Origin of the sequence: Macellibacteroides sp. (assembly GCF_050251695.1) — a bacterium.
Classification (GTDB): Bacteria; Bacteroidota; Bacteroidia; order Bacteroidales; family Tannerellaceae; genus Macellibacteroides; species Macellibacteroides fermentans.
Genome location: NZ_JBFWMI010000002.1, coordinates 1 through 21,933, shown reverse-complemented (window position 1 = coordinate 21,933; position 21,933 = coordinate 1). Strand labels below are relative to the sequence as shown.

The window sequence follows — 21,933 nt, the reverse complement described above, 5'->3', positions numbered from 1 at the left end:
GTAACCTTATTATTTTATAGCATTATCTTACCCTGTAATCGAGCGCAGGCTTTCTGTCGCCCAACAAAGGATCGTATTTGAACTCGTTGCCTCTGCGTTTATCAAACTCCTCCTTTACTTCCTCAATATAAGAGGGGTTGGTATAGAGTTCGATGGCAGAAAGTGCAAAAACCTTAGCCGAATTAATAAGCGACTTGGTGCCGATGGTTGTACCGTCTGATGCAACATTTTGCCAGCTGTGTCCGGCCGATCCCGGAATAAAGGTAGCTGTTGTAAAACTTACAGTTGGAACATTCCAGCTTACATCACCCACATCAGACGAACCCCCTCCCTGGGATGGCTCTTCTTCTTTGAGGGGAGCAATCCGGGCAACTTCACTCAATGCAGAGCTATCCCGGTTTACCGTCTTCAGAATTTCTTCTGCAAATGCTCTCTCGCGTGCATCATACTTTATACCTCCTACGATTTCAAGTTTCTTTTGAACCAGTTCGGCTAGTTTACGGTTTGGAAGCTTCTCGTAAAACCCGGAAATAATTTCTGAAGAAACCTTGGTCTGAGTCCCCAATGCCGCTCCTTCGGCAGCCTTTTCTATCCAATTGGTCAGCTCCTTCAGAACTTCCCGCTTAGGACTGCGAATATAATAAGAAACTTTGGCAAATTCGGGAACAACGTTGGGAGCTTCTCCTCCATTTGTAATCACATAATGAATACGGGACGAGGTGGGAACATGTTCACGTAAAAGGTTCACCATGTAATTGAAAGCCTCTACCCCATCCAATGCCGACCTGCCTTTATCTGGTGCTCCGGCTGCATGAGATGCCTTACCTGTAAAACTATAGTCAATCATCTGAATAGCCGTTCCGGTACCCACACTCACTCTGTTTCCTGTACCCGGATGCCAGTCAAGTATTACATCCACATTTTTAAAAAAGCCATCTCTTACCATGTAAACTTTACCTCCTCCACCTTCTTCAGCCGGTGTACCGAATACCTTGATTGTGCCGGCATGCTTATGTTCGGATAGCCATTGCTTTATAGCTACGGCTCCGGCAACCGAACCTACGCCAAACACATTATGTCCGCATCCATGACCGTTGCCTCCCTCAACCAACGGTTTTCGGTAAGGAACTGTGTCTTGAGACAATCCGGGGAGCGCATCAAATTCGGCCAGAATACCTATTACCGGCTCACCGCTACCATAAGTTGCCACAAAAGCAGTAGGCATTCCTGCCACTCCAGTTTCAATATCAAAACCATTTTCCACCAGATGCTTCTGTAGCAATGAGGAGCTGAAAGTTTCCAAAAATCCTAATTCGGGATTAGCCCATATCTGCTTTTGTAATGCGTCGTATTGCTGGAAAGAATTATCCAGGTAGCTGATCGCTACATTATTAAGCGATGGTTGTTTGTTTTTCTTCGATGCGGCATATGCTGGCCATACCAGCAACAAAGCCGTTATAATAGCTATATATTGTTTCATTATCCAATTTTTTTATTTGTGACTGAGTATCTGGTCTACCTTTTTTACTAATCCATTGTATTCTTCTTCATTGAACAAACGTGTAAGGTAGACTATCTTTCCTGTTTTATCGACCAGCACATTGCGTGTTATTCCCGCTTTTGGCTGGGCATACAGAGAAAAGATTTTTCCGCCGGGATCAAGTCCTAAAGGATACGTAATTCCGGTCTGCTTTGCAAAATTGATTACGGTTTCGAGCGGTTCGTCGCGATCAATCCCAATAAATACAAAATGAGGATTGTCTTTATATTTTTGCCAGATATCTTTTTCAAGGTGAGGCATCTCCTTACGGCAAACCCCACACCAGCTAGCTGTAAACTGCAACAATACCACCTTACCCTTCAATTCCTTTGGAGTAATTTTACGCCCGTCGGTCAGCGTAATTGTAAATACAGGAGCTTTATCGCCAACTTTAACAATATATCCTGTGCTATCTTTATGCACGGCAGGGGTCGTTTCTTTTGATGAAAGCTGACTGTACAATGGTGTAGTTAATAGGACCAGAAAGGCAGCTATAAGAAATTTTTCTTTTTGTTTAAATAGATTATTCATATTGTTCAATGTTTATGATTAAATAATTCAAATCAGTAACCCGGGTTTTGAACCAGTGACGGATCTGCTGCAAGATCGTTATAAGGTATAGGGAAAATCCATTTTTGCGTATCCTTTACCCCCAATACGGTGCCAGCTCTTCCGGTTCGGACAAGATCAAACCACCTGTGTGGCTCGAAGGCAAACTCCACCCTGCGTTCTTCTTCTATGGCCAAAAGAATCTCCTCCCTGGATGTGGATTCAAATGAGGCTATCGACGAGCGGTTACGTACAGCATTCAGGTCGGCCAATGCCCCGACTAAATCGGGAGTTTCTTTTTTACTCCTTGCTTCGGAGCGAATAAGATATTGTTCGGCCAGACGGAACAGATAAGTAGGGTTATCATTATTAGATCTCCAATATAGAAGTTGTACATAGAAATCGGTTTTTGATGGTGTTGAAACATCCTTAATCAAGGCTGATCTGGCACCTCCGATCAACGGATCCCGCAGCCTGTTATATAAAGCTTTTGACGGAGCCAGTGTGTTACGGTACGCATCGGACGACCAAACCGAGAAGTAGCTACTTTTATCTGCGGTGCTGAATGCCAGCTCCCACACCGATTCCCTTGTATTCTTTCCGGAAAGGATAGTCTGCCAACTGACAAGGTCAAATGCCGTATTAACAATTACTTTGGATGCGTAGGCTTCTGCCTTATCCCATTGTTCAGTATAGAGGTATACTCTTGCCTTAAAAGCATATATGGCAGGAAGAGTAACTCTGTTGATGTTGGAATTATTTCCAATTAACTGTTCTGCTTTGTCAAGATCGCTTAGTACCTGTTTATACACCTCCTGACGATTGCTTTGTTTCAATCCGGAAAAGTCGGTTGCATTGAGGGTTGGTTGTAAAACCAAAGGGATATTTCCCCAGGCTCTGGCCAAGTCAAACTGAGCCAATGCACGTAAGGTATACGCCTCTCCCAACAATTGATTACGTTGTTGGTCTGTAAGTCCTGTTTCATTCAACAACGGTACTTTGGCAATGATATGGTTGGCTCCGTTCACCACTTTGTGGATTGCTTGCCATGAATCGTTCAGGGTACGATTATCCGCCCGGTAAGTATGAGTCACAAAGGTATTGTAGTGATTCTGGGTACCGACCCAAATCAATTCGCCACCTGCCAGATTGACGGCCGACTGAAATCCGTCTCCTCCATAATATTCGCTATGCTGTAATGCACTGTAAACGCCCAGCAAAGCTGTTTCGGCCGACTTAGCATCTACAATCGAGATATTATCGGCAATATACTGAGGCGAATCTGGTTCCAGGAAATAACTTTCGCACGAGGTAAGCAGAAGAGTTAGTGCTGCTACTCCCGTTGCTATATTTCTTCTTATATTATAATTATTCATGATTTCCGTTTTTTAATAAGTAATGTTTATTCCAAACACAAAGGTTCGTGGATGAGGAGGCGTAGAAAAATCGAGGCCCTGTACTGTAGCATTAGAAAAATCCGCTGCTGCATTTACTTCCGGGTCGGCACCGGAATATCCGGTAAACGTTAACAGATTGGTTGCATTAGCATACAACTTTACACGCTGTAGTCCGGCTTTGGCAACCATAAAGCGTGGAAGTGTATAACCTAGAGATACATTACGCAATCTAATAAAGGATCCATCCTCCAAAAACCGGCTACTTTCAAAATTATGATTATAGCTACCATCAGCATTGGCAAGTGTAGTTACCCGGGGAATGTCGGTAATATCACCCGGTTTGGTCCACCTGTCCATCATGCTTTTTTGTAAAGACCACGAAACGCCTCGTGAACCTGCATGCTCCTGAAAATAGCGATTCATATTAAACACATCGTTTCCAACGGAAAAATAGAATAATATCGACAGATCAAAATTCTTATACCGGAATGTATTACGAAGCCCTCCGGTAAAATCGGGCCAGGCATCCCCTACTATCTGCCTGTCGTCTGTTGTAATTTTCCCATCCTTGGTACGGGAATCGTCGTACACCGCATTACCGGTCTGCTGATCAACATACAATTGTTTATACAACCAGAATGAATACATAGGATATCCCTCTTCCAGACGTACCCAATCGCGGTTGTATTGGGTAAATGAAACCGGGAGTTTTTCAATTTTATTGGCATTGTGAGATAAATTAATGGAGGTAGACCATTCAAAATCGGTTTTTCGGATATTTTGTGAATTTATCTCCAATTCGAATCCTTTATTACTCATTTCACCCAGATTATCAAATGTTGAGGCAAAGCCTGTCTTAGCAGGGACAGGGACACTCAGTAATAAATCAGTTGTGTACTTGTTATAGTAATTAAGCTGTATATTGAGACGATTATTAATAAATGCCGATTCCAAACCGATATTCCACTGCCGGGTTGTTTCCCACTTTAGATCCGAATTAGCCAACTGATAGGGAGAGATGCCAGGCAAATCAAGGTAGTTGCTTCCTCCTGTCCAAAGACCCAGGGAGGCGAAATCGGCTATTTCCTGATTACCTGTCCACCCTATACTAGCCTTGACCTTTAATTCCGAAACGGCAGGCAGGTTGTCCTTGATGAATGTCTCCTGTCCTATTCTCCAGGATACACCTCCGGAAGGGAAGTATCCCCATTTGTTACTCTTTCCAAAACGGGAAGAAGCATCGGCCCGAAAATTAAAATCGGCACTGTACTTGTCGGCGTAACTATAGTTTGCTCCACCAAAATATGAGATTATGCCCGACGGGATTTTGCCCGAAGTAGATCCGGTAGTTACCGCTGCCGATGAGATAGTAGTAAATTCTATCCCGGGGAAATTTATCCCCGTAATGCTGGCACGTTCCACCACATTGCGTTGCAATGTATTACCTAAGAATAATGAGATGAAATTCTTTTCGCCAATAGATGTGTAATAGTTTATCAGCTGCTCGGCAATCCACAATTTATTGGTTGTATTTACATCGGTAGCACTGCCGTTGGTAGATTTCCCTTCATTCATTTTTGCATTGTAATAGACAAATTCATGATACGTACTGTTATCAATGCTCCATGATGTTTTAAAGGAAAGATTGTTCAATAACTGCCACTTCAGAAACGTATTTGCAATAAGATGAGAGCCATTTGCATGATGATTACTGTTTTCGAGCAACAAATAGGGATTGTTAAAACGTTCGGCACTGTTGTATGTACCATCTATATTTAATATGGGGGTTAATGTGGGTGTATGGAGACCTGTGTTAAGGATTCCTCCGGTATCTCCGGTTCGGCAGATTTCACGAAGAGTCTCTGCGTATGATGTGCTGAATCCAAACTTTAGCTGCTTCGACAGATCGTGGTCCAGATTGAGTCTAAAACCGTAACGCTGGAAGTCCTGCAATTTAATAATAGACTCCTGATCTGTATATTCTCCTGACACATAAAATCGGGTCTGTTCGTTTCCTCCCGACAAAGAAAGGTTATACGTTTGTTGCAATCCGGTACGGAACAATAATCCAAGGCGGTCGTACGTTCCCTGCTCTTCTGGTGTGCCTTGTCCCGGAACTCCGTTTACTACCTCACTTACAGGACGATAAGGTCTACTCTCATACGATTTTCCATCATTTATATGTGCTTCATTTAGTATAAGGGCATGTTCGGGACCTGTCGTAAGATCCCACAATTTATCGTAATGGGAAAAACCGAATTCAGAATTAAACTGAACTGTGGTTTTATTACCTGAAGCTCCACGTTTGGTTGTAATTATAATAACTCCATTGGCTCCCCTCGCACCATATATGGCTGTGGCGTTGGCGTCTTTTAATACCTCCACACTTTCAATATCCGCTGGATTGAGATCGGCTAGCGGATTGGTTGTCTGTCCGCCGCTACGAATTCCCTGAAGCGTTTTGTTATTCACAAATACTCCGTCTACTATATACAACGGTTCGTTACCCGCATTAATGGAAGTTGTTCCACGCAATCTTACTAACATGGCAGATCCGGGTACGCCGTTGGTGGACGATACAAGTAAACCACTGGCCTGACCCTGTAGCTTTTCGCCAAAGCTACTGCCTGAAACATCTTTAAGATCTTCCGATTTTACCTCCGTTATTGCACTGGTTCGTGCATTCTTCTTCGTTTGAGTATACCCCGTAACTACAATTTCGTCTAAACCGAGCGCATCTTCTTCCAATATTATCTGAAGTGGTTCTGATGAAGTGTTTTTGAGCTCCCTAATCAAGGGTTTGTAACCGATATATTTAATCAGTAGGGTTATTTTAGTTCTGGAAGGAATATCGGTTATAGTAAAATTACCGTCCAGATCGGTTGTAGAACCTATAGAAGTTCCTTGTACTTGAATGGTACTACCTATCAAGGGTTCGCCAGTTTTATTTCGGACGTTACCTTGCAGGAATATACCTGCTGGTTTTTCATCTGCTCTGACGTGCGACAGAAGAGGATTTAAAATAAATATAAGGATTGTTATTTTGTATATTAACTGGTTCATATTGGTATAATAATTTACGATTTATAACCTTATTAATGCGATGTTTATTACTATTTTCTTTTAAAGCGGAGTGCTGGGTTTTACACATGCTATGCATATACATAGACATATTCATCATGCTACAACACATTGTCGTGCACATGGAAGTTTTTACTTGTTTCATAATCTTTGTTTTTTTATTTAAAAATTAAACATAATTCACGATGCAAATCTATGAGCTATCAAATCCATACAAAATAACATGCTACAGGTATACGCATACCATGTTTATGGTATATGTGCAAGAATATGATTGTAATTGCAGCTAGATTTTCAAATTTAATTACCTTTGCTACTTCTAGGAAAGGAATTGGTAACACATATTAAGTCGTTGCCGGAATCTTAAAACAAATAGGTAGTTAGAAGAATGGAAGATTTTAGTTTTGAAGCCCGGGTATTAAATACCCCTTACGAAAAAGCAGATGTATATCATTCGCTTTCTATGCCTGTATATAATACAGCTGCATACGAATTCGATTCGGCTGAAGATATGGAAGCTGCTTTCTGCGGCCGTACAACCGATCATGCATATTCAAGGATCACAAATCCTACAGTACAATATTTTGAAGACCGAATCCGTATGATTACGGGCGCTATGGGGGTGACCGCTCTTAATTCCGGAATGGCAGCTATTAGCAACACATTGATGGCAATAGCATATTCTGGAGCTAATATAGTTACATCAAGACACTTATTTGGAAATACGTATTCATTTTTACTCAATACATTGGGTGCTTTTGGTGTGGAAACACGTTTCTGCGACTTAACCAACCCTGCTGAAGTAAGGAAACATGTTGATCAAAATACATGTGCGATCTTTCTCGAAGTGATTACCAATCCGCAGATGGAAGTTGCCGATCTTAAAGCTTTGAGTACGATAGGTAAAGAGGCAGGTGTTCCGCTGATAGCTGATACCACGGTAGTTCCTTTCAATATCTTTAAAGCGGTAACCTTTGGTGTGGATATTGAGATTGTATCCAGCACTAAATACATTTCTGGAGGTGCAACAAGTACAGGTGGACTAATATTGGATTACGGTACATTCGACTGGTCTAATTCTGCACGTCTTAAAGACGTATCGGCCCTGGTTGGTTCACAAAAGGCTTTTACCTTTAAAATGCGTAAAGAGATCCACCGTAACCTGGGTGCCTACATGACTCCTCAGGTGGCTTATATGCAAACGCTTGGAATCGAAACGATGTCTATCCGGTTTGAGAGGCAGGCAGCTACTTGTCTGGAACTTGCAAAGGAACTGCAGAAGTTGGAAAACATAGAATCAGTAAACTATACAGGATTGCCGGGTAATCCATACTACGACATCAGTACTTCCCAGTTCGGTCCGCTTCCGGGGGCAATGCTTACCTTTAATTTAGCTTCAAGGGAAGCATGTTTTGCATTCATGAATAAGTTAAAGCTTATTAGGCGTGCGACCAATTTATTTGACAACAAAACACTGGCAATTCATCCGGCCAGCACTATTTACGGTACCTTTACAGAGCAGCAGCGTGTTGCCATGGATGTAGATTCGAAAACCATACGTTTGTCGGTAGGACTGGAAACGGTAAACGACTTACTAACAGATATTAAGCAGGCATTACCTTAAATAAATAGAAAACATATGTCGAAGCCTTTTATCCTTGCTGATAATCAAGACATCACCAAAGCGGGTATTCTTTTTCTTTTGGAAAGAATGCCCGGTACTGTTCAATCGGTAGAAGCCGACACAAAAAAAGAGCTTATACGAGAGCTCACCGCTTTCCCCAAGGCGGTGGTGATCCTTGATTACACACTTTTTGATATAGCCGGAGCTGATGAGCTGATTATTCTAAGCGAACGCTTCAAAGATGCTGAGTGGATCCTGTTTTCGGACGAGCTTAGTGAAGAATTTATGCGTCGCATCGTTTTCAGCTCCGATAAATTCAGTGTGGTAATGAAAGACTGTGACAAAGAGGAAATTGAAGCAGCTCTGCAATATGCGATAGATTCGGAACGTTTTATTTGTCACCGTATTACCAATTTATTGTTAAGCAAAAAAGTAATGGCTGAAAAGCAAGATAGTATTCTCACTTCTACAGAACAAGAAATTCTTAAACTGATTGCATTGGGAAGGACAACAAAAGAGATTGCCTCCGAGCGTTTTTCCAGCACGCATACCATAATCACTCATCGAAAAAATATATTTCGTAAACTTGCTGTAAACAATGTGCACGAAGCTACAAAATACGCCCTTCGTGCTGGGATAGTTGATTCTGCTGAATACTATATTTAATAAAAATCCAACCGGATATCCTCTATCACGGTTGGATTTTTACTAATCACATAAACTATCTCGATAATCTGCAATTATTAAGATTCGATATATAACCACATCTCCACAACCTGTATTTTGCACTTTTTCACACATTTAAGGATATAAATCTATATAATAACACTATATTTGCTAAATCTTTATATGCTTAGCCTACAATTAATACCTAAATACACAATATGAAACGTCGTGATTTCTTAAAGACCAGTGCAGTGGCGGGTGCTGCATTATCATTAAATTTTGATGGCTTGCAGGCAGCCTTATCTTCTAATACAGTTGCTGTAGAGAAGGCTCCCGACTTAGTTGCCGTAATGGGTGGAGAACCTGCAGCAATGTTAGACAAAGCTCTTGAGGCTTTAGGCGGAATTGGCAAATTTGTAAAGAAAGGACAAAAGGTTGTAATTAAACCGAATATCGGATGGGACCGCGCTCCGGAAATGGCAGGAAATACAAATCCGGAATTAGTAGCCGCTTTAGTAAAGAAATGTCTTGGTGCCGGAGCCCAGAAAGTAACCGTATTTGACCATACGTGCGATAACTGGCAGAAATGTTATGAAACCAGCGGGATATCAGATGCTGTTAAAAAGGCCGGAGGTATCATGATGCCTGGTAATGATGAAAAATATTACAAAGAAGTAGCAATACCCGGAGGCGTTACGCTTAAGAATGCCAAAATTCATGAATCTCTTATTGAAGCTGATGTCTGGATAAATGTACCGGTGCTTAAAAATCATGGTGGTGCCAAGCTTACCTGTGCAATGAAAAATTACATGGGGATTGTTTGGGACAGACGTTATTTCCATTCAAATGATTTGCAGCAATGTATTGCCGACATATGTACATGGAATAAAAAACCGGTACTGAATATTGTGGATGCATATCGAATCATGCATAAAAACGGTCCACAAGGAAAAAGCCTTTCGGATGTAGCTCAACTTAAAACATTGATCGCATCTACCAATATTGTTGCTACAGACACAGCTGCGTTGAGATTCTTTAATCAGGTTGAGAAATTAGATATTAGTGCCGTAGGACACATAGGTAAAGGAGAAGCCCTTAAACTAGGCACCTCAAACCTGGATAAATTAACGATCAAACGTATTAAGATATAATGAAACAAACTAGCTTATTGAAGAGGTTGCGAGTTATTCTCGCAATCCTCTTTTTTGTACCTATCATTTTGTATTTTGTAGATTTTGCAAATCTATTACCCGATAGTTTGCATGGCCTTCTGCATTTGCAGATAGTACCAGCCATCCTTGCAGGCATACTGTGGATAATCATTGCGCAGTTATTGCTTGTTCTGGTTTTTGGAAGGCTTTATTGCTCTGTTATTTGTCCTGCAGGTGTTTTGCAGGACATCATTAACCGGATTTATTGTATCGGTAAAAAGAAAAAGAATGGAAAACGCCGGTTCAGATATAAAAAACCCATGAACTGGTTTCGTTACGGATTACTTGCCCTAACGACCTTGTTGGCTGTAGCCGGATCTATCGAATTATTACTATTGCTTGATCCATACAGTAACTTCGGCAGGGTGGCTGCCAACCTATTCAGACCGTTGGTTATATGGGGTAACAACCTGATAGCCGATGTATTGATGAAGTTCGACAATTATACACTGTACCATGTAACAATTGAAACGATTACTATACCTTCCTTGATTGCAGGTGCAGTTGTTCTATTACTTTTCATCGGTCTGGTAGCCTGGAGAGGTCGTTTATTCTGTAACACACTTTGTCCGGTAGGATCTTTACTTGGACTCATTTCACGCTATTCACTGTTGAATATCAATTTTGATAAAAACGCATGTATTCAATGTGGTAAATGTGAGAAATCATGTAAAGCCGAGGCAATTGACATGGCAAGTATGCATGTGGACAACTCACGGTGCGTAGATTGTTTTAATTGCATATCATCATGCTCGAAAGATGCGCTTCATTACAGTATAAATCCTTTATTTAAAAATAAAGAAATCAATAAGGATACCGTAAAAACTGCAAATGTATCGTCAAGCAGGCGTTCATTCTTGTCTACAGGCATCACCGTTGCCTCCACCGTCCCTTTAGCAGCTGCGCTTGCTGAACAGGTAAACGGACAAAAAAGACATAGAGAAAGAGCTCATGGAGAAGAAAATGAAGCTAATTGGTCGCCTGTAACTCCTCCCGGATCAATCAGTCTGGAACGATTTAAGGATACATGTACCGGCTGTCATTTATGTGTAGTGCAATGCCCTACTCATATTTTAAAACCTGCCGGACTGGAATATGGATTTGATTACCTTTTAAAACCGCATCTTTCGTACAACAGCAGCTATTGCAATTACGAATGCACGGTTTGTTCGGATGTTTGTCCGAATCACGCAATCAAACCACTAACAGTCGAACAAAAGATAACAACACAGGTTGGTATTGCGCATTTCATTAAACATCGGTGTATTGTCGAGATTGATGGAACAGATTGCGGTGCTTGTTCGGAACACTGCCCCACTCAGGCCGTAAAAATGGTTCCCTATAAGGGTGATTTGAGAATTCCGCAAGTTGAACCGGAAATATGTATCGGGTGCGGTGGTTGCGAATCAATTTGCCCGGCACGTCCGGCTAGGGCCATCATCATTAAAGCAAACGAAGTGCATCTTCTCGCTGAAAAGCCAAAAGAAGAAGAAATCAAAGAGGTAGTCGTTGACGAATTCGGTTTTTAGGCTTTCTTCTTTTGCTCCTTATGAAGGAAAGAAGTAACTTTGCGTAAAATTTTACCGAATGAAATTCGAACTTCAATACAAAGATACTAAAACAAATGCAAGGGCGGGCTTGATTACTACCGATCACGGGGTAATTGAGACGCCCATTTTTATGCCTGTTGGAACCCAGGGCTCTGTTAAGGCTGTTCATATGACCGAGCTGAAGGAAGATATCAAAGCTCAGATTATTTTGGGTAATACTTATCACCTTTATCTGCGACCGGGACTCGAAATACTGAAACAAGCCGGAGGTTTACATAAGTTTAATAGCTGGAATGGACCTATTCTGACAGACAGTGGAGGTTTTCAAGTGTTTTCATTAGCGGAAAACCGCAAATTGCATGAAGAAGGAGCCGAATTCCGTTCCCACATTGATGGTTCTAAACATTTATTTACTCCGGAAAAAGTAATGGATATTGAAAGAACCATTGGAGCCGATATCATTATGGCATTTGATGAATGTTGTCCAGGTGACGCCGATTATAACTATGCCAAAGAATCGCTGGGACTTACAGAGCGTTGGCTAGATCGTTGCTTTAACCGCTTCAACAGCACTGATCCCATGTATGGATATAACCAAAGCCTTTTTCCGATTGTACAAGGATGTGTTTATCCTGATTTGCGGATACGTGCTGCAGAAAACGTAGCTTCTAAGGGCGCCGATGGAAATGCAATTGGTGGATTGGCTGTAGGTGAGCCTACTGAAAAGATGTACGAAATGATTGAAGTCGTCAACGATATCCTTCCTAAAGACAAGCCACGCTATCTGATGGGAGTTGGAACACCTGTAAATTTGTTGGAAGCCATAGAAAGGGGCGTTGATATGTTTGACTGTATCATGCCAACAAGAAACGGACGTAATGGGCAGCTTTTCACCAAATATGGAACAATGAATATGCGTAACCAGAAATGGGAAAACGACTTCTCACCTCTTGATACAGAAGGCACATCGTATGTAGACTCGCTTTACAGCAAGGCTTATGTACGACATCTTTTCAAAACAAATGAATTGCTTGGCCTGCAGATAGCTTCAATACATAACCTGGCATTCTATTTATGGTTAGTGGGTGAAGCTCGGAAGCACATTATCGCCGGCGATTTCTCAATATGGAAAAGTGGTATGATTACTCAACTTTCAAACAGATTATAATCCATGAAATTCAAATTGAAACGGATCGACAAATACATTATCAAGCAGTTCCTTGGAACCTATGTATTTGCCATAATGTTGATCATCTCCATTTCGGTTGTGTTCGATATTAATGAGAAAATTGACAAGTTTCTGCAGCCTAACGTTCCGTTGAAAGATATCATTCTGGACTACTACCTGAATTTTATTCCTTATTTCGCCAATCTGTTTAGTCCCCTGTTTACTTTTATCGCCGTAATCTTTTTTACGTCGAAGTTGGCAGACAATTCAGAAATAATTGCAATGTTGGCCAGTGGAATGAGTTTCAGGCGGCTTATGATGCCCTATGCCGTTTCGGCAGCAATCATAGCAACCTTAACATTTGTATTAAACAGTTTTATCATACCCCCGGCAAATAGTACGCGTATCGATTTCCAGAACAAATACATAAAGAATAAGCAAATGTTGTATGCTAAGAACGTACAGCTTGAAGTTGAACCCGGAGTTTTTGCCTATTTCGATCGCTACGAGGCCCGGTCCAATATGGGGTATCGTTTTTCGTTGGAACATTTTAAAGATAAAAAATTAATCTCCCGTCTTACAGCCAACTCAATCAAGTATGATTCCCTGTATCAATGGACAGTCATCGATTACATGATACGTGATTTTGAGGGGATGCGCGAAACCATACAAAGCGGCAGTCGTAAAGATACCACCCTTACTATTGTACCTTCCGATTTTCTTATATCGGTTAACGATTGCGAAACGATGACAACTCCACAGTTGGAAGTCTACATCAACCGGCAGAAGAAAAGAGGTATTGGGAATATACAGACATTCCAAATTGAATATCACAAGCGTTTTGCCACAGTGATGGCCGCATTTATTCTTACAACGATTGGAGCATCTCTCTCTTCGCGTAAAATTAAAGGGGGAATGGGACTTAACATCGGGATTGGACTTGCTCTAAGTTTTTCTTATATTCTGTTTATGACTGTAACATCCACCTTTGCTATAAACGGCTATGTTAGTCCGTTTGTTGCCGCTTGGATTCCAAATATTATTTATACGATGATTGCTGTTTTCCTATACAGGAGGGCTCCCAGATAATATACGAATGAAAATATAAAAAAAAGGAGGGTGAATCAATATTGATTCACCCTCTTTGCATACTCATTGTAGATTAATCTTTTCTTAATTCTTCAGGGAGATTTTTTGGAGAAACATTCACTGCGACTATTACACCTTTGTCGTCAATTAAAAAGTTCCTAAATCCTTTTTTCAAGCCATACTTCTTGTACAACTCTGATTCAGCACCCTGTTCGTCACGAAATTGATTTTCCTGATTCAACCTGTCTGCTTTAACTGTTTCTGAGAAAACAGAAGGGCTCTTGTCGTAAGAGATTGAAATCATTTCAATTTCTGATGAATTCAACTTGTTAACCTCATTCCACAACTGAATGTTTCGCGCCCTGGATTCCGCATCATACGCAGCCCAAAAATTTAACAGCGTGTATTTGCCGGAATGATTCTGGAAACGTACCTCACGGCCGTTATCCATGGACTCTATTCTCGGAGCAAGATTTCCCGGAGTGTTACCTTCGGACAGACTCGCTTTTTTTGTAGAAGCAGACATAGTCAATATACCTGCAAATACAAGGAGAACATAAGCTCTAACCTTCATAATGTAATTTTTACGTTAAACTTAATCGATTTGCAACATAACTTTCAAACAAACAATTCCTTCATTTCCGAAGGCTGCATATCATTTTATCACAAAACCGACTCCTGATTTTCAGGAAAGTAAAACGGTCCTATCTTTCTCTAAAGAATAGTTTCTGTCGTTTTACGGCGGCAAATATAGGTGCAAATTGGTTTACAGTCCAAATCTTAAACCAATTTTCTGCATAAAAACAACTTTTTTTATATGTTTTATAGAACAAAACACGCCACTCAAAGATGTTATTTAACATGTAAACAAACCTAAATAGTCTGGCTTAAACTATAAAACGATTGAAAATAATAATGTCAAAGGGTTACAGAGTAAGGTAAAATATAAATTAAAAAAACTCTTCGTGTTCATACACATGCTTTGATTGGGTTAAATGCGAACCATCGCAGTAGGGTAGGTTTTTGGAATTGCCACATCTGCATATAGCACACATATCCCTTACTACAACCATTCCATCGGGAGTTGTAACCTTAACAGGTCCATGTATTACAACCGGACCTTTTTCAATAATCTTCACTTCAACAATTGATTGTTTGCTTTCGTTATCTCCCATAGGATTCTGATTGGAATTTTATCAACCTACAGTTATAACATAGTGAGAGTTTGATATGTTTACGCTTTTTTTGTCATAATCTGCAACACAAGCTTGTCGGTAGCCTCCATCCCTATCGACCCAATAGCCGTTAAATTGGCAATAGACTTGTCAACATCGTCGTCTATAATACCTTCTGAAGAGGTAACCACCTTATTTTCTATCGCCATAAGGGCCGAAAGCATGGCCGTAGAAACGCCGCTGGATACTTTCATGGCACAACTTGGCTTAGCCCCATCACAAATCATACCTGTGATGTTTCCAATCATATTTTTTATAGCATAGGATAATTGCAACTTAGTCCCTCCCATCAGGTAAGTTATTCCACAACTCGCTCCTGTAGCAGCGACTACACATCCGCATAAAGCAGATAAACGGCCCAAACTCTGTTTAATATAAATAACCATCAGGTGGCTTAAAGTAAGAGCCCTTATTAGTTGCTCCTGCGAACATTTAATATCGTCGGCAAAACTTAACACAGGTAACGTAGCGGCTATTCCCTGGTTTCCACTCCCCGAATTACTCATTACTGGAATAAAAGCGCCATCCATTCGGGCATCACATGCTGCAGCAGTCATAGAAAGCATATGCGTAAAAGCCGAATCTCCCAAATACTTTTTCCCATTTACTCCAGACACTGTTTTACAAACAGTGTGTCCATAGCTTCCATTAATTGATGAAATGGCAGCACGACGATTAAGTTCGGCCGATTCAAGCATAAATTCAAGGTCGTGAACAGGCGTTTGAGTCGCAAAATCGAATACTTTGGAGAAGGTCAATGCAACTTCGTCTTCCTGAAGGTTGGTATCAAGTGTATCGCTTTCTTGTTTATCAAGTTGTTTTTCGCCGTTCTTTTCAACCAAAACCACCTGTGTATGCTCTTTCTGAATAATTACTTTTGAATACTCAGCCTCATAACGACAGATTACTTCTATATATAGCTTATCAACATTATCTTTCAATGATATATCAATACATCGTTTCTCAATCATATTTTTTCCTTCTTCAAGACTTTGAGGAGTAATATCTCTCAATACCTCCAGTCCGTATTCGGATTTACCAATCAAAGCTCCTAAAGCAACAGCAATAGGCAATCCGATCATACCTGTTCCGGGAATACCAACACCCATTGCATTCTTAAGAACATTTGCACTAAGAAATACTTCTATTTTCTGAGGTGTTTTGGCTAGAGTTTCAGATGCTTTAGCTACTGCAAGTGCCACGGCCATAGGCTCGGTACATCCGATGGCGGGAACCACTTCGCGTTTAATTAGTTCTATGATCTGTTTCTGTATTGTAATATCCATATGTAATTCATGCTTATTTGTGTTATGCAAAGGTATCTAATATTTCTTTCAGCTCCATATAAATAGTATCAATTTGTATAATCAGACAGTCTGTAATACTTTTGTAATATTTATTTCATTACGCCGAAACAAAATAAGAGTTCTTTTGCATAAAATAATTATTTTTGTAATAAACTATTTAACATATTGAATTATGGCAACTACCCGTATTCTTGTTGTAGATGATGAAGAAGATTTGTGCGAAATATTAAAATTTAATCTCGAAATTGAGGGTTACGATGTTGATACCGCATTTAGCGCCGAAGATGCCCTGAAATTAGATATAAGCTCCTATAATTTATTACTTCTGGATGTAATGATGGGAGAAATATCCGGATTCAAGTTGGCAAACATGCTTCGGAAAAATGAAAAGACAGCCAAAATGCCCATCATATTTCTGACGGCCAAAGATACGGAAAATGATCTTCTTACCGGTTTCAATCTGGGTGCCGACGATTACATCTCCAAACCTTTTTCAATCCGTCAGGTTGTTGCCCGGGTTAAGGCCGTATTAAGGCGTACAGCATCCAAACCTCTTGAACAAGAACCCGAATTATTAGCCTACGAGACTCTGATTCTGGACACCAAGCGCATTAAAGCTTCCGTAAACGGACAAGAGGTTCCTTTAACAAAAAAAGAATTCGAAATTTTAAAGCTGTTGCTCGAAAATAAAGGAAATGTATTTTCAAGAGAAGAGATTTTATCGCGCATATGGAAAGACGAAGTGTATGTTCTTGATCGCACGATTGATGTAAATATTACCCGGCTACGAAAAAAAATAGGTATCTACGGTAAAAACATAGTTACCAGACTTGGTTTTGGTTATTGTTTTGAATATTAAAGTAACGAAGATGGTTCAAATTGAAAAAACAACCGATAACAGAATTCCATTTAGCCAGCGTCTGTTTTGGTCGGTCTTCTCCATGTTTCTTGGATTTACATTTTGCTTCCTGCTATTTCAGTTTCAGCGCGAAAAAGAATTTTCGCAGGATAAGCTTAATAAAGTCCTCGAAAATTACAATTATCAAATTTACCAACGCACCCATCAGTCGGCCAATATAGATTCTACATTAGCTCAGTTTCTGACTGAAATTCCGCAAAAAGAGCTTAGAATTACGATTATTGATCCTACGGGATTGGTCGTATTCGACAACATCCATCCGGAAGAATTAAACAATCACAACAACCGAAGTGAAGTTAAAAGTGCAAGAATAAACAATAAAGGATTTGCCATCCGCAAGTCTACTACAACCGGATTACGCTATTTCTATTCGGCCAATTTGATAGATAATTATATCTACCGTTCGGCATTACCTTATGATACGTACGTAAAAAGCGAACTATCTATTGATAAGGATTTTATATACTTTATGATTCTGATGACTACCATCTTCTTTATCGTCCTTTCCCGGTTTACTTTTAGCATCGGACGTACGATTTCCAAGCTGCGGAATTTTGCCCATGTGATGGAAAAAGACAGGGTTGTAGAGACTGCCTACACATTTTCCAATGATGAATTAGGTGATATTTCGCAGAATATAGTTACACTTTATCATAAGCAGCAAATAGCTAAAGATGCATTGTCGATGGAAAGAGAAAAGCTGATCAAACATTTTCAGTATTCGAAAGAGGGGTTTGCCATGTTTTCTGGCGAAGGCAAGGAAACCTTATCCAATATTCTTTTCAATCAATATATAAATGTAATATCCGATAAACAGATCAAAAATGCGGAAGAAGCTATTTCCATCCCGGAAATGGAACCGATAAGAAGTTTTCTGAGACGTAGTATGGTTGACCCGAATCGTAAAAGAAAAGTGCTTAGAGAATCGCTTACTGTGGATAAAAACGGAAAGATTTTTCTCATTGAATGTATTTTATTCCTGGATAACAGCTACGAATTGTCAATAAGCGACATTTCGCGTCAGGAAGAAGAGAGCCGGATGAAACGTCAGCTTACCCAGAATGTAGCGCACGAACTTAAAACACCTGTAAGCAGTATTCAGGGATACCTCGAGACCATTATCGCCAATCCTAATCTGGCACCTGAGAAACGACAGTTTTTTATAGAACGTTGCTATTCGCAAAGTACCCGACTAACAGGATTGCTAAGGGATATTTCCGTTCTGAATCGCCTGGATGAAGCGTCTGACATGTTTGACCTGAGTGAAATCAGTATCAAAAGATTACTAGGCGAAATACAAAAGGAGTGTTCAAAAGAATTAGCCGAAAAGAGAATTGAAACCAATATTATTCTTCCGGGCAATCCCGTAATTTACGGAAATTACTCCTTATTATATTCAATCTTCCGGAATCTGTACGACAATGCCATCGCTTATGCCGGCGAAGGGATAACTATTACAGTTAATTGTTACAAAGAAGATCCGAAGTATTACTATTTCAGTTTTGCCGATAATGGTATAGGAATAAGCGAAGAACATATAAATCGCATATTTGAACGGTTTTACAGAGTGGATAAAGGTAGAAGCCGAAAGGTAGGCGGAACAGGACTTGGCTTGTCTATCGTAAAGAATGGTGTTAACTTTCACAAAGGACAAATCCTTGCCAAAAATCGCCCCGAGGGAGGATTAGAGTTTTTATTTACCCTAAAGAAGCGAGTGTAAACGAAGAATAGTTTTTTTCATTACGAAGATCTAATCGTTGGACCATGGTTGAAATATCGTTGAACCATGGTCCAACGATATCTTGACCTAGGTTCAACGATAAATAGACCATGGTCCAACGATTAGCTTATATAAGTAAAAAAAAATAGATTATGGCAGGAATCTGCCTAAGTTCTTAATAGTCCAAATGTTGTTAATTACTACAAAATTGTTTTGAAGTACTTTATAGTTTCTTTTAGTCCCTCTTCCAGATTAACTTTAGGCTCCCACCCTCCCAGTTTTTCTTTAGCCAGAGTAATATCCGGTTTACGTTGTTTGGGATCGTCACCCGGTAAAGGTCTGAAAACAATTTTAGATTTAGTACCAGTCATCTCAATAACCTTTTGGGCCAACTCAAGCATAGAGAATTCTCCCGGATTACCGATATTAACCGGACCCGTAAAATCATCGTCCGTTTGCATCATACGTACCATCCCTTCAATCAGGTCGTCTACATACTGAAAACTACGGGTCTGCGTGCCATCGCCATAAATTGTAATGTCGATGCCTTGCAATGCCTGAACTATAAAATTAGATACAACACGCCCATCATTGGCGCTCATATACGGGCCATAGGTATTAAATATCCGGATTATCTTTATACGGACATCATTCTGCCGGTGGTAATCCATGAAAAGGGTTTCGGCACATCGCTTTCCTTCGTCGTAACAGGAACGGGGACCAATCGGATTTACATTACCCCAATAACTTTCGGTCTGCGGATGCACAAACGGATCTCCGTATACTTCGCTTGTTGACGCCTGTAATATTTTGGCTTTTTTTCGTTTTGCCAGTCCAAGCATATTAATAGCTCCCATAACAGAAGTCTTAACTGTCTGAATGGGGTCTTCCTGATAATACACAGGAGAAGCCGGACAAGCCAGGTTGTAAATCTCTTCAACCTCGGCCGAAAAAGGAGTGGTTATATCATGACGTACAAATTCGAAAAAAGGATTCTGCTGAAGATGGAGTATGTTTTTTACAGATCCGGTAAAGAAATTATCCAGACAGATCACATAATTGCCTTCCTTCAATAAGCGGGCACACAAGTGCGACCCAATAAAACCGGCTCCCCCGGTTACCAGTATTTGCTTCATTTAATCAATTTTTAATAATCCATACGATAAGGAATAGCCGATCTGAACTTAGCTGCATCTAAGTAAGGCATTTTAGGATATATCAAATCCAGGTATCTCAAATCTGGTATACCCGGAACAACCTCTACCCTAACCCTTTCAATTCCTTTACTTATAAAGCCCAGCAATTCGGCAGCACTATAGGAAACATCGATAATTCGGCTTTTTCGTCGCGGTCCGCGATCTGTAACACATACAATAACACTTTTGAGATTGCTTAAATTTGTAACGCGAAGAAAGGTTCCGAAAGGATGGGTACGATGAGCAGCAACTAACTCCTCTGCATCATGAATCCGTCCGCTGGACGAAACTTTTCCATGAAACCGTTTGTGATAATAGGATGCAAGCCCTTCTTCTTGTGCGTGTAAACCATCCAGACTAAACCAGACAAGAATCGATAAAGAAAGAAATCGCATTAGATTAGCCATAAATCAGCTTGTTATTGTACGCAAATGTAATTTTATTTTCTTAAAAACAACCAATCCTATCTCATTTCTTTCATTATAAAAGCCTATATATTGATAAAACAGTGTATTTTTGTATTTTATAATATGTAAAATAAAAAGTTGAACAAAATGTTTAAGAACAAGACCCTTTGGATTATTATTGCCGTTGTTTTAGTGCTTTTCTTTTGGGTAAGAGGAGTCTATAACTCAATGGTCACTCAGGACGAAAGTGTAAAAACAGCCTGGAGCCAGGTAGAAAATCAGTATCAGCGAAGATTAGACCTGATTCCGAATCTGGTAAATACAGTAAAAGGATATGCATCACACGAACGGGCCACGCTTGAGGGGGTAATAAACGCACGTGCAAATGCAACGAAAACAACCATCGACCCTACCAATCTTAACGAAGAAACTATGAAACAGTTTCAGGCTGCTCAGGGTGAACTTAGTAGTGCTTTATCCCGTTTAATGGTTGTGGTTGAACGTTATCCCGATTTGAAGGCTAATCAGAACTTTATGGAATTACAAGCACAGCTGGAAGGTACGGAAAACAGAATTTCGGTAGAACGTAAGCGCTTCAATGAAGTTGCACAAAATTACAATACCAATATCCGTAGTTTCCCTACTAATATTCTGGCCGGCATGTTTGGATTTCATCCAAAAGCTTACTTCGCAGCCGAATCAGGTGCAGAAAAAGCTCCAACCGTTGAATTTTAATGTATAAACTATGCTTTTAAATAAGATTAAATTCACAAGCAGACGGGTTGCCGGTCTGCTTGTGTTATTTTTGGCAATCAGTTGCTTTCAATCGTCAGTACAGGCTGCTTCGTACACCATCGAGACAGTCCCCAATGCCCATGTAAGCGATCGCAACAACAGGGTTAGCAATCCGGATGGTATCATTTTGCCGGAGGATGTTACCACAATCAACCAAATGCTGCAGCTTGTAGAGGATTCGCTGTCCATCGAAGTTGCTGTGGTAGCCATTGAGTCGATTGGAGATAATGATGCCCGCATGTTTGCTACGGATTTATTTAAACATTGGGGTATTGGGAAAAAAGGAGAAGACAACGGACTACTTATATTGCTTGTAACAGACCCGGCACAACGCGCTGTCGTATTTGAGACCGGCTATGGCATTGAAGGAATTTTGCCTGACGCTATTTGCTACCGGTTACAACAAAACTATATGATCCCAGATCTGAAAGCTGGTAATTTTAGTCAGGGTATGGCTAAAGGTGTTGCCGCAGTGGGAG

General features: G+C 40.4%; 19 protein-coding genes. 10 read left to right on the top strand and 9 right to left on the bottom strand.

Translation table 11 applies throughout. The features are described from left to right. Positions 1-22: 22 nt before the first annotated feature. From AB7E53_RS00500 to AB7E53_RS00485, 4 genes are read right to left on the bottom strand one after another with little or no spacing between them, the layout of a single operon-like run. Entirely contained in the window at positions 23-1,480 is a 1,458-nt protein-coding gene (locus AB7E53_RS00500) for an amidohydrolase (protein WP_446773556.1), read from the bottom strand. Between the two features lie 12 nt (positions 1,481-1,492). Further along, positions 1,493-2,071, bottom strand: coding sequence for a TlpA disulfide reductase family protein (locus AB7E53_RS00495; RefSeq protein ID WP_350457092.1), 579 nt, complete (start codon positions 2,069-2,071; stop codon positions 1,493-1,495). A 32-nt stretch (positions 2,072-2,103) separates the two neighbouring features. Continuing rightward, positions 2,104-3,465 (bottom strand): RagB/SusD family nutrient uptake outer membrane protein, encoded by a 1,362-nt coding sequence (locus tag AB7E53_RS00490; RefSeq protein WP_446773554.1) that lies wholly within the window; start codon positions 3,463-3,465, stop codon positions 2,104-2,106. A gap of 12 nt (positions 3,466-3,477) precedes the next feature. Continuing rightward, positions 3,478-6,549 (bottom strand): SusC/RagA family TonB-linked outer membrane protein, encoded by a 3,072-nt coding sequence (locus AB7E53_RS00485; RefSeq protein WP_446773552.1) that lies wholly within the window; start codon positions 6,547-6,549, stop codon positions 3,478-3,480. 406 nt (positions 6,550-6,955) lie between these two features. On the opposite strand from AB7E53_RS00485, the gene AB7E53_RS00480 reads away from it, so the two are divergent. The 6 genes from AB7E53_RS00480 (at position 6,956) to AB7E53_RS00455 (ending at position 13,875) form a co-directional block, all read left to right on the top strand. After that, positions 6,956-8,191, top strand: coding sequence for a PLP-dependent transferase (locus AB7E53_RS00480; protein WP_371689572.1), 1,236 nt, complete (start codon positions 6,956-6,958; stop codon positions 8,189-8,191). A gap of 15 nt (positions 8,192-8,206) precedes the next feature. Continuing rightward, positions 8,207-8,857, top strand: a complete 651-nt coding sequence (locus AB7E53_RS00475; RefSeq protein ID WP_179398381.1) for a response regulator transcription factor — start codon at positions 8,207-8,209, stop codon at positions 8,855-8,857. Between the two features lie 218 nt (positions 8,858-9,075). Then, positions 9,076-10,008 (top strand): DUF362 domain-containing protein, encoded by a 933-nt coding sequence (locus tag AB7E53_RS00470; RefSeq protein WP_068185452.1) that lies wholly within the window; start codon positions 9,076-9,078, stop codon positions 10,006-10,008. Next, on the top strand, positions 10,008-11,597 hold the full coding sequence (locus AB7E53_RS00465) for a 4Fe-4S dicluster domain-containing protein (protein ID WP_446772328.1): 1,590 nt from the start codon (positions 10,008-10,010) through the stop codon (positions 11,595-11,597). Before AB7E53_RS00470 ends, AB7E53_RS00465 begins: the two co-directional genes overlap by 1 nt. Before the next feature lie 58 nt (positions 11,598-11,655). Further along, on the top strand, positions 11,656-12,786 hold the full coding sequence (gene tgt / locus AB7E53_RS00460) for a tRNA guanosine(34) transglycosylase Tgt (RefSeq protein WP_446772327.1): 1,131 nt from the start codon (positions 11,656-11,658) through the stop codon (positions 12,784-12,786). Positions 12,787-12,789: 3 nt separating this feature from the next. Next, entirely contained in the window at positions 12,790-13,875 is a 1,086-nt protein-coding gene (locus AB7E53_RS00455) for an LptF/LptG family permease (protein WP_068185461.1), read from the top strand. 73 nt (positions 13,876-13,948) lie between these two features. Here the strand turns inward: AB7E53_RS00455 and AB7E53_RS00450 are convergent, their stop codons facing one another. The 3 genes from AB7E53_RS00450 to AB7E53_RS00440 form a co-directional block, all read right to left on the bottom strand. Further along, positions 13,949-14,449: a thioredoxin family protein gene (locus tag AB7E53_RS00450; protein WP_068185464.1), complete on the bottom strand. Its 501-nt coding sequence runs from the start codon at positions 14,447-14,449 to the stop codon at positions 13,949-13,951. Positions 14,450-14,825: 376 nt separating this feature from the next. Next, positions 14,826-15,050 carry a CDGSH iron-sulfur domain-containing protein gene (locus AB7E53_RS00445; RefSeq protein WP_068185467.1) on the bottom strand — a complete coding sequence of 75 codons (225 nt, stop codon included), beginning with the start codon at positions 15,048-15,050 and terminating at the stop codon, positions 14,826-14,828. 59 nt (positions 15,051-15,109) lie between these two features. Continuing rightward, positions 15,110-16,396, bottom strand: coding sequence for an L-cysteine desulfidase family protein (locus tag AB7E53_RS00440; RefSeq protein WP_446773549.1), 1,287 nt, complete (start codon positions 16,394-16,396; stop codon positions 15,110-15,112). A gap of 193 nt (positions 16,397-16,589) precedes the next feature. Between AB7E53_RS00440 and AB7E53_RS00435 the strand changes: the two genes are divergently transcribed. Next, a complete protein-coding gene (locus AB7E53_RS00435; protein ID WP_446773548.1) occupies positions 16,590-17,276 on the top strand; it encodes a response regulator transcription factor in 687 nt (228 codons plus the stop codon). Positions 17,277-17,286: 10 nt separating this feature from the next. Beyond that, complete coding sequence (locus tag AB7E53_RS00430; protein ID WP_068185496.1) at positions 17,287-19,056, top strand: sensor histidine kinase; 1,770 nt, start codon at positions 17,287-17,289, stop codon at positions 19,054-19,056. Positions 19,057-19,256: 200 nt separating this feature from the next. On the opposite strand, the gene AB7E53_RS00425 is transcribed toward AB7E53_RS00430, so the two are convergent. Beyond that, positions 19,257-20,192: a UDP-glucuronic acid decarboxylase family protein gene (locus AB7E53_RS00425; RefSeq protein ID WP_446773546.1), complete on the bottom strand. Its 936-nt coding sequence runs from the start codon at positions 20,190-20,192 to the stop codon at positions 19,257-19,259. An 11-nt stretch (positions 20,193-20,203) separates the two neighbouring features. Then, positions 20,204-20,659, bottom strand: a complete 456-nt coding sequence (locus AB7E53_RS00420; RefSeq protein ID WP_089418928.1) for a septal ring lytic transglycosylase RlpA family protein — start codon at positions 20,657-20,659, stop codon at positions 20,204-20,206. 147 nt (positions 20,660-20,806) lie between these two features. Between AB7E53_RS00420 and AB7E53_RS00415 the strand changes: the two genes are divergently transcribed. Together AB7E53_RS00415 and AB7E53_RS00410 are read left to right on the top strand one after the other, a co-directional pair. Further along, entirely contained in the window at positions 20,807-21,394 is a 588-nt protein-coding gene (locus AB7E53_RS00415; protein ID WP_446771152.1) for a LemA family protein, read from the top strand. 10 nt (positions 21,395-21,404) lie between these two features. Beyond that, a partial coding sequence (locus tag AB7E53_RS00410; RefSeq protein WP_446773543.1) for a TPM domain-containing protein occupies positions 21,405-21,933 on the top strand: 529 nt, incomplete at its 3' end.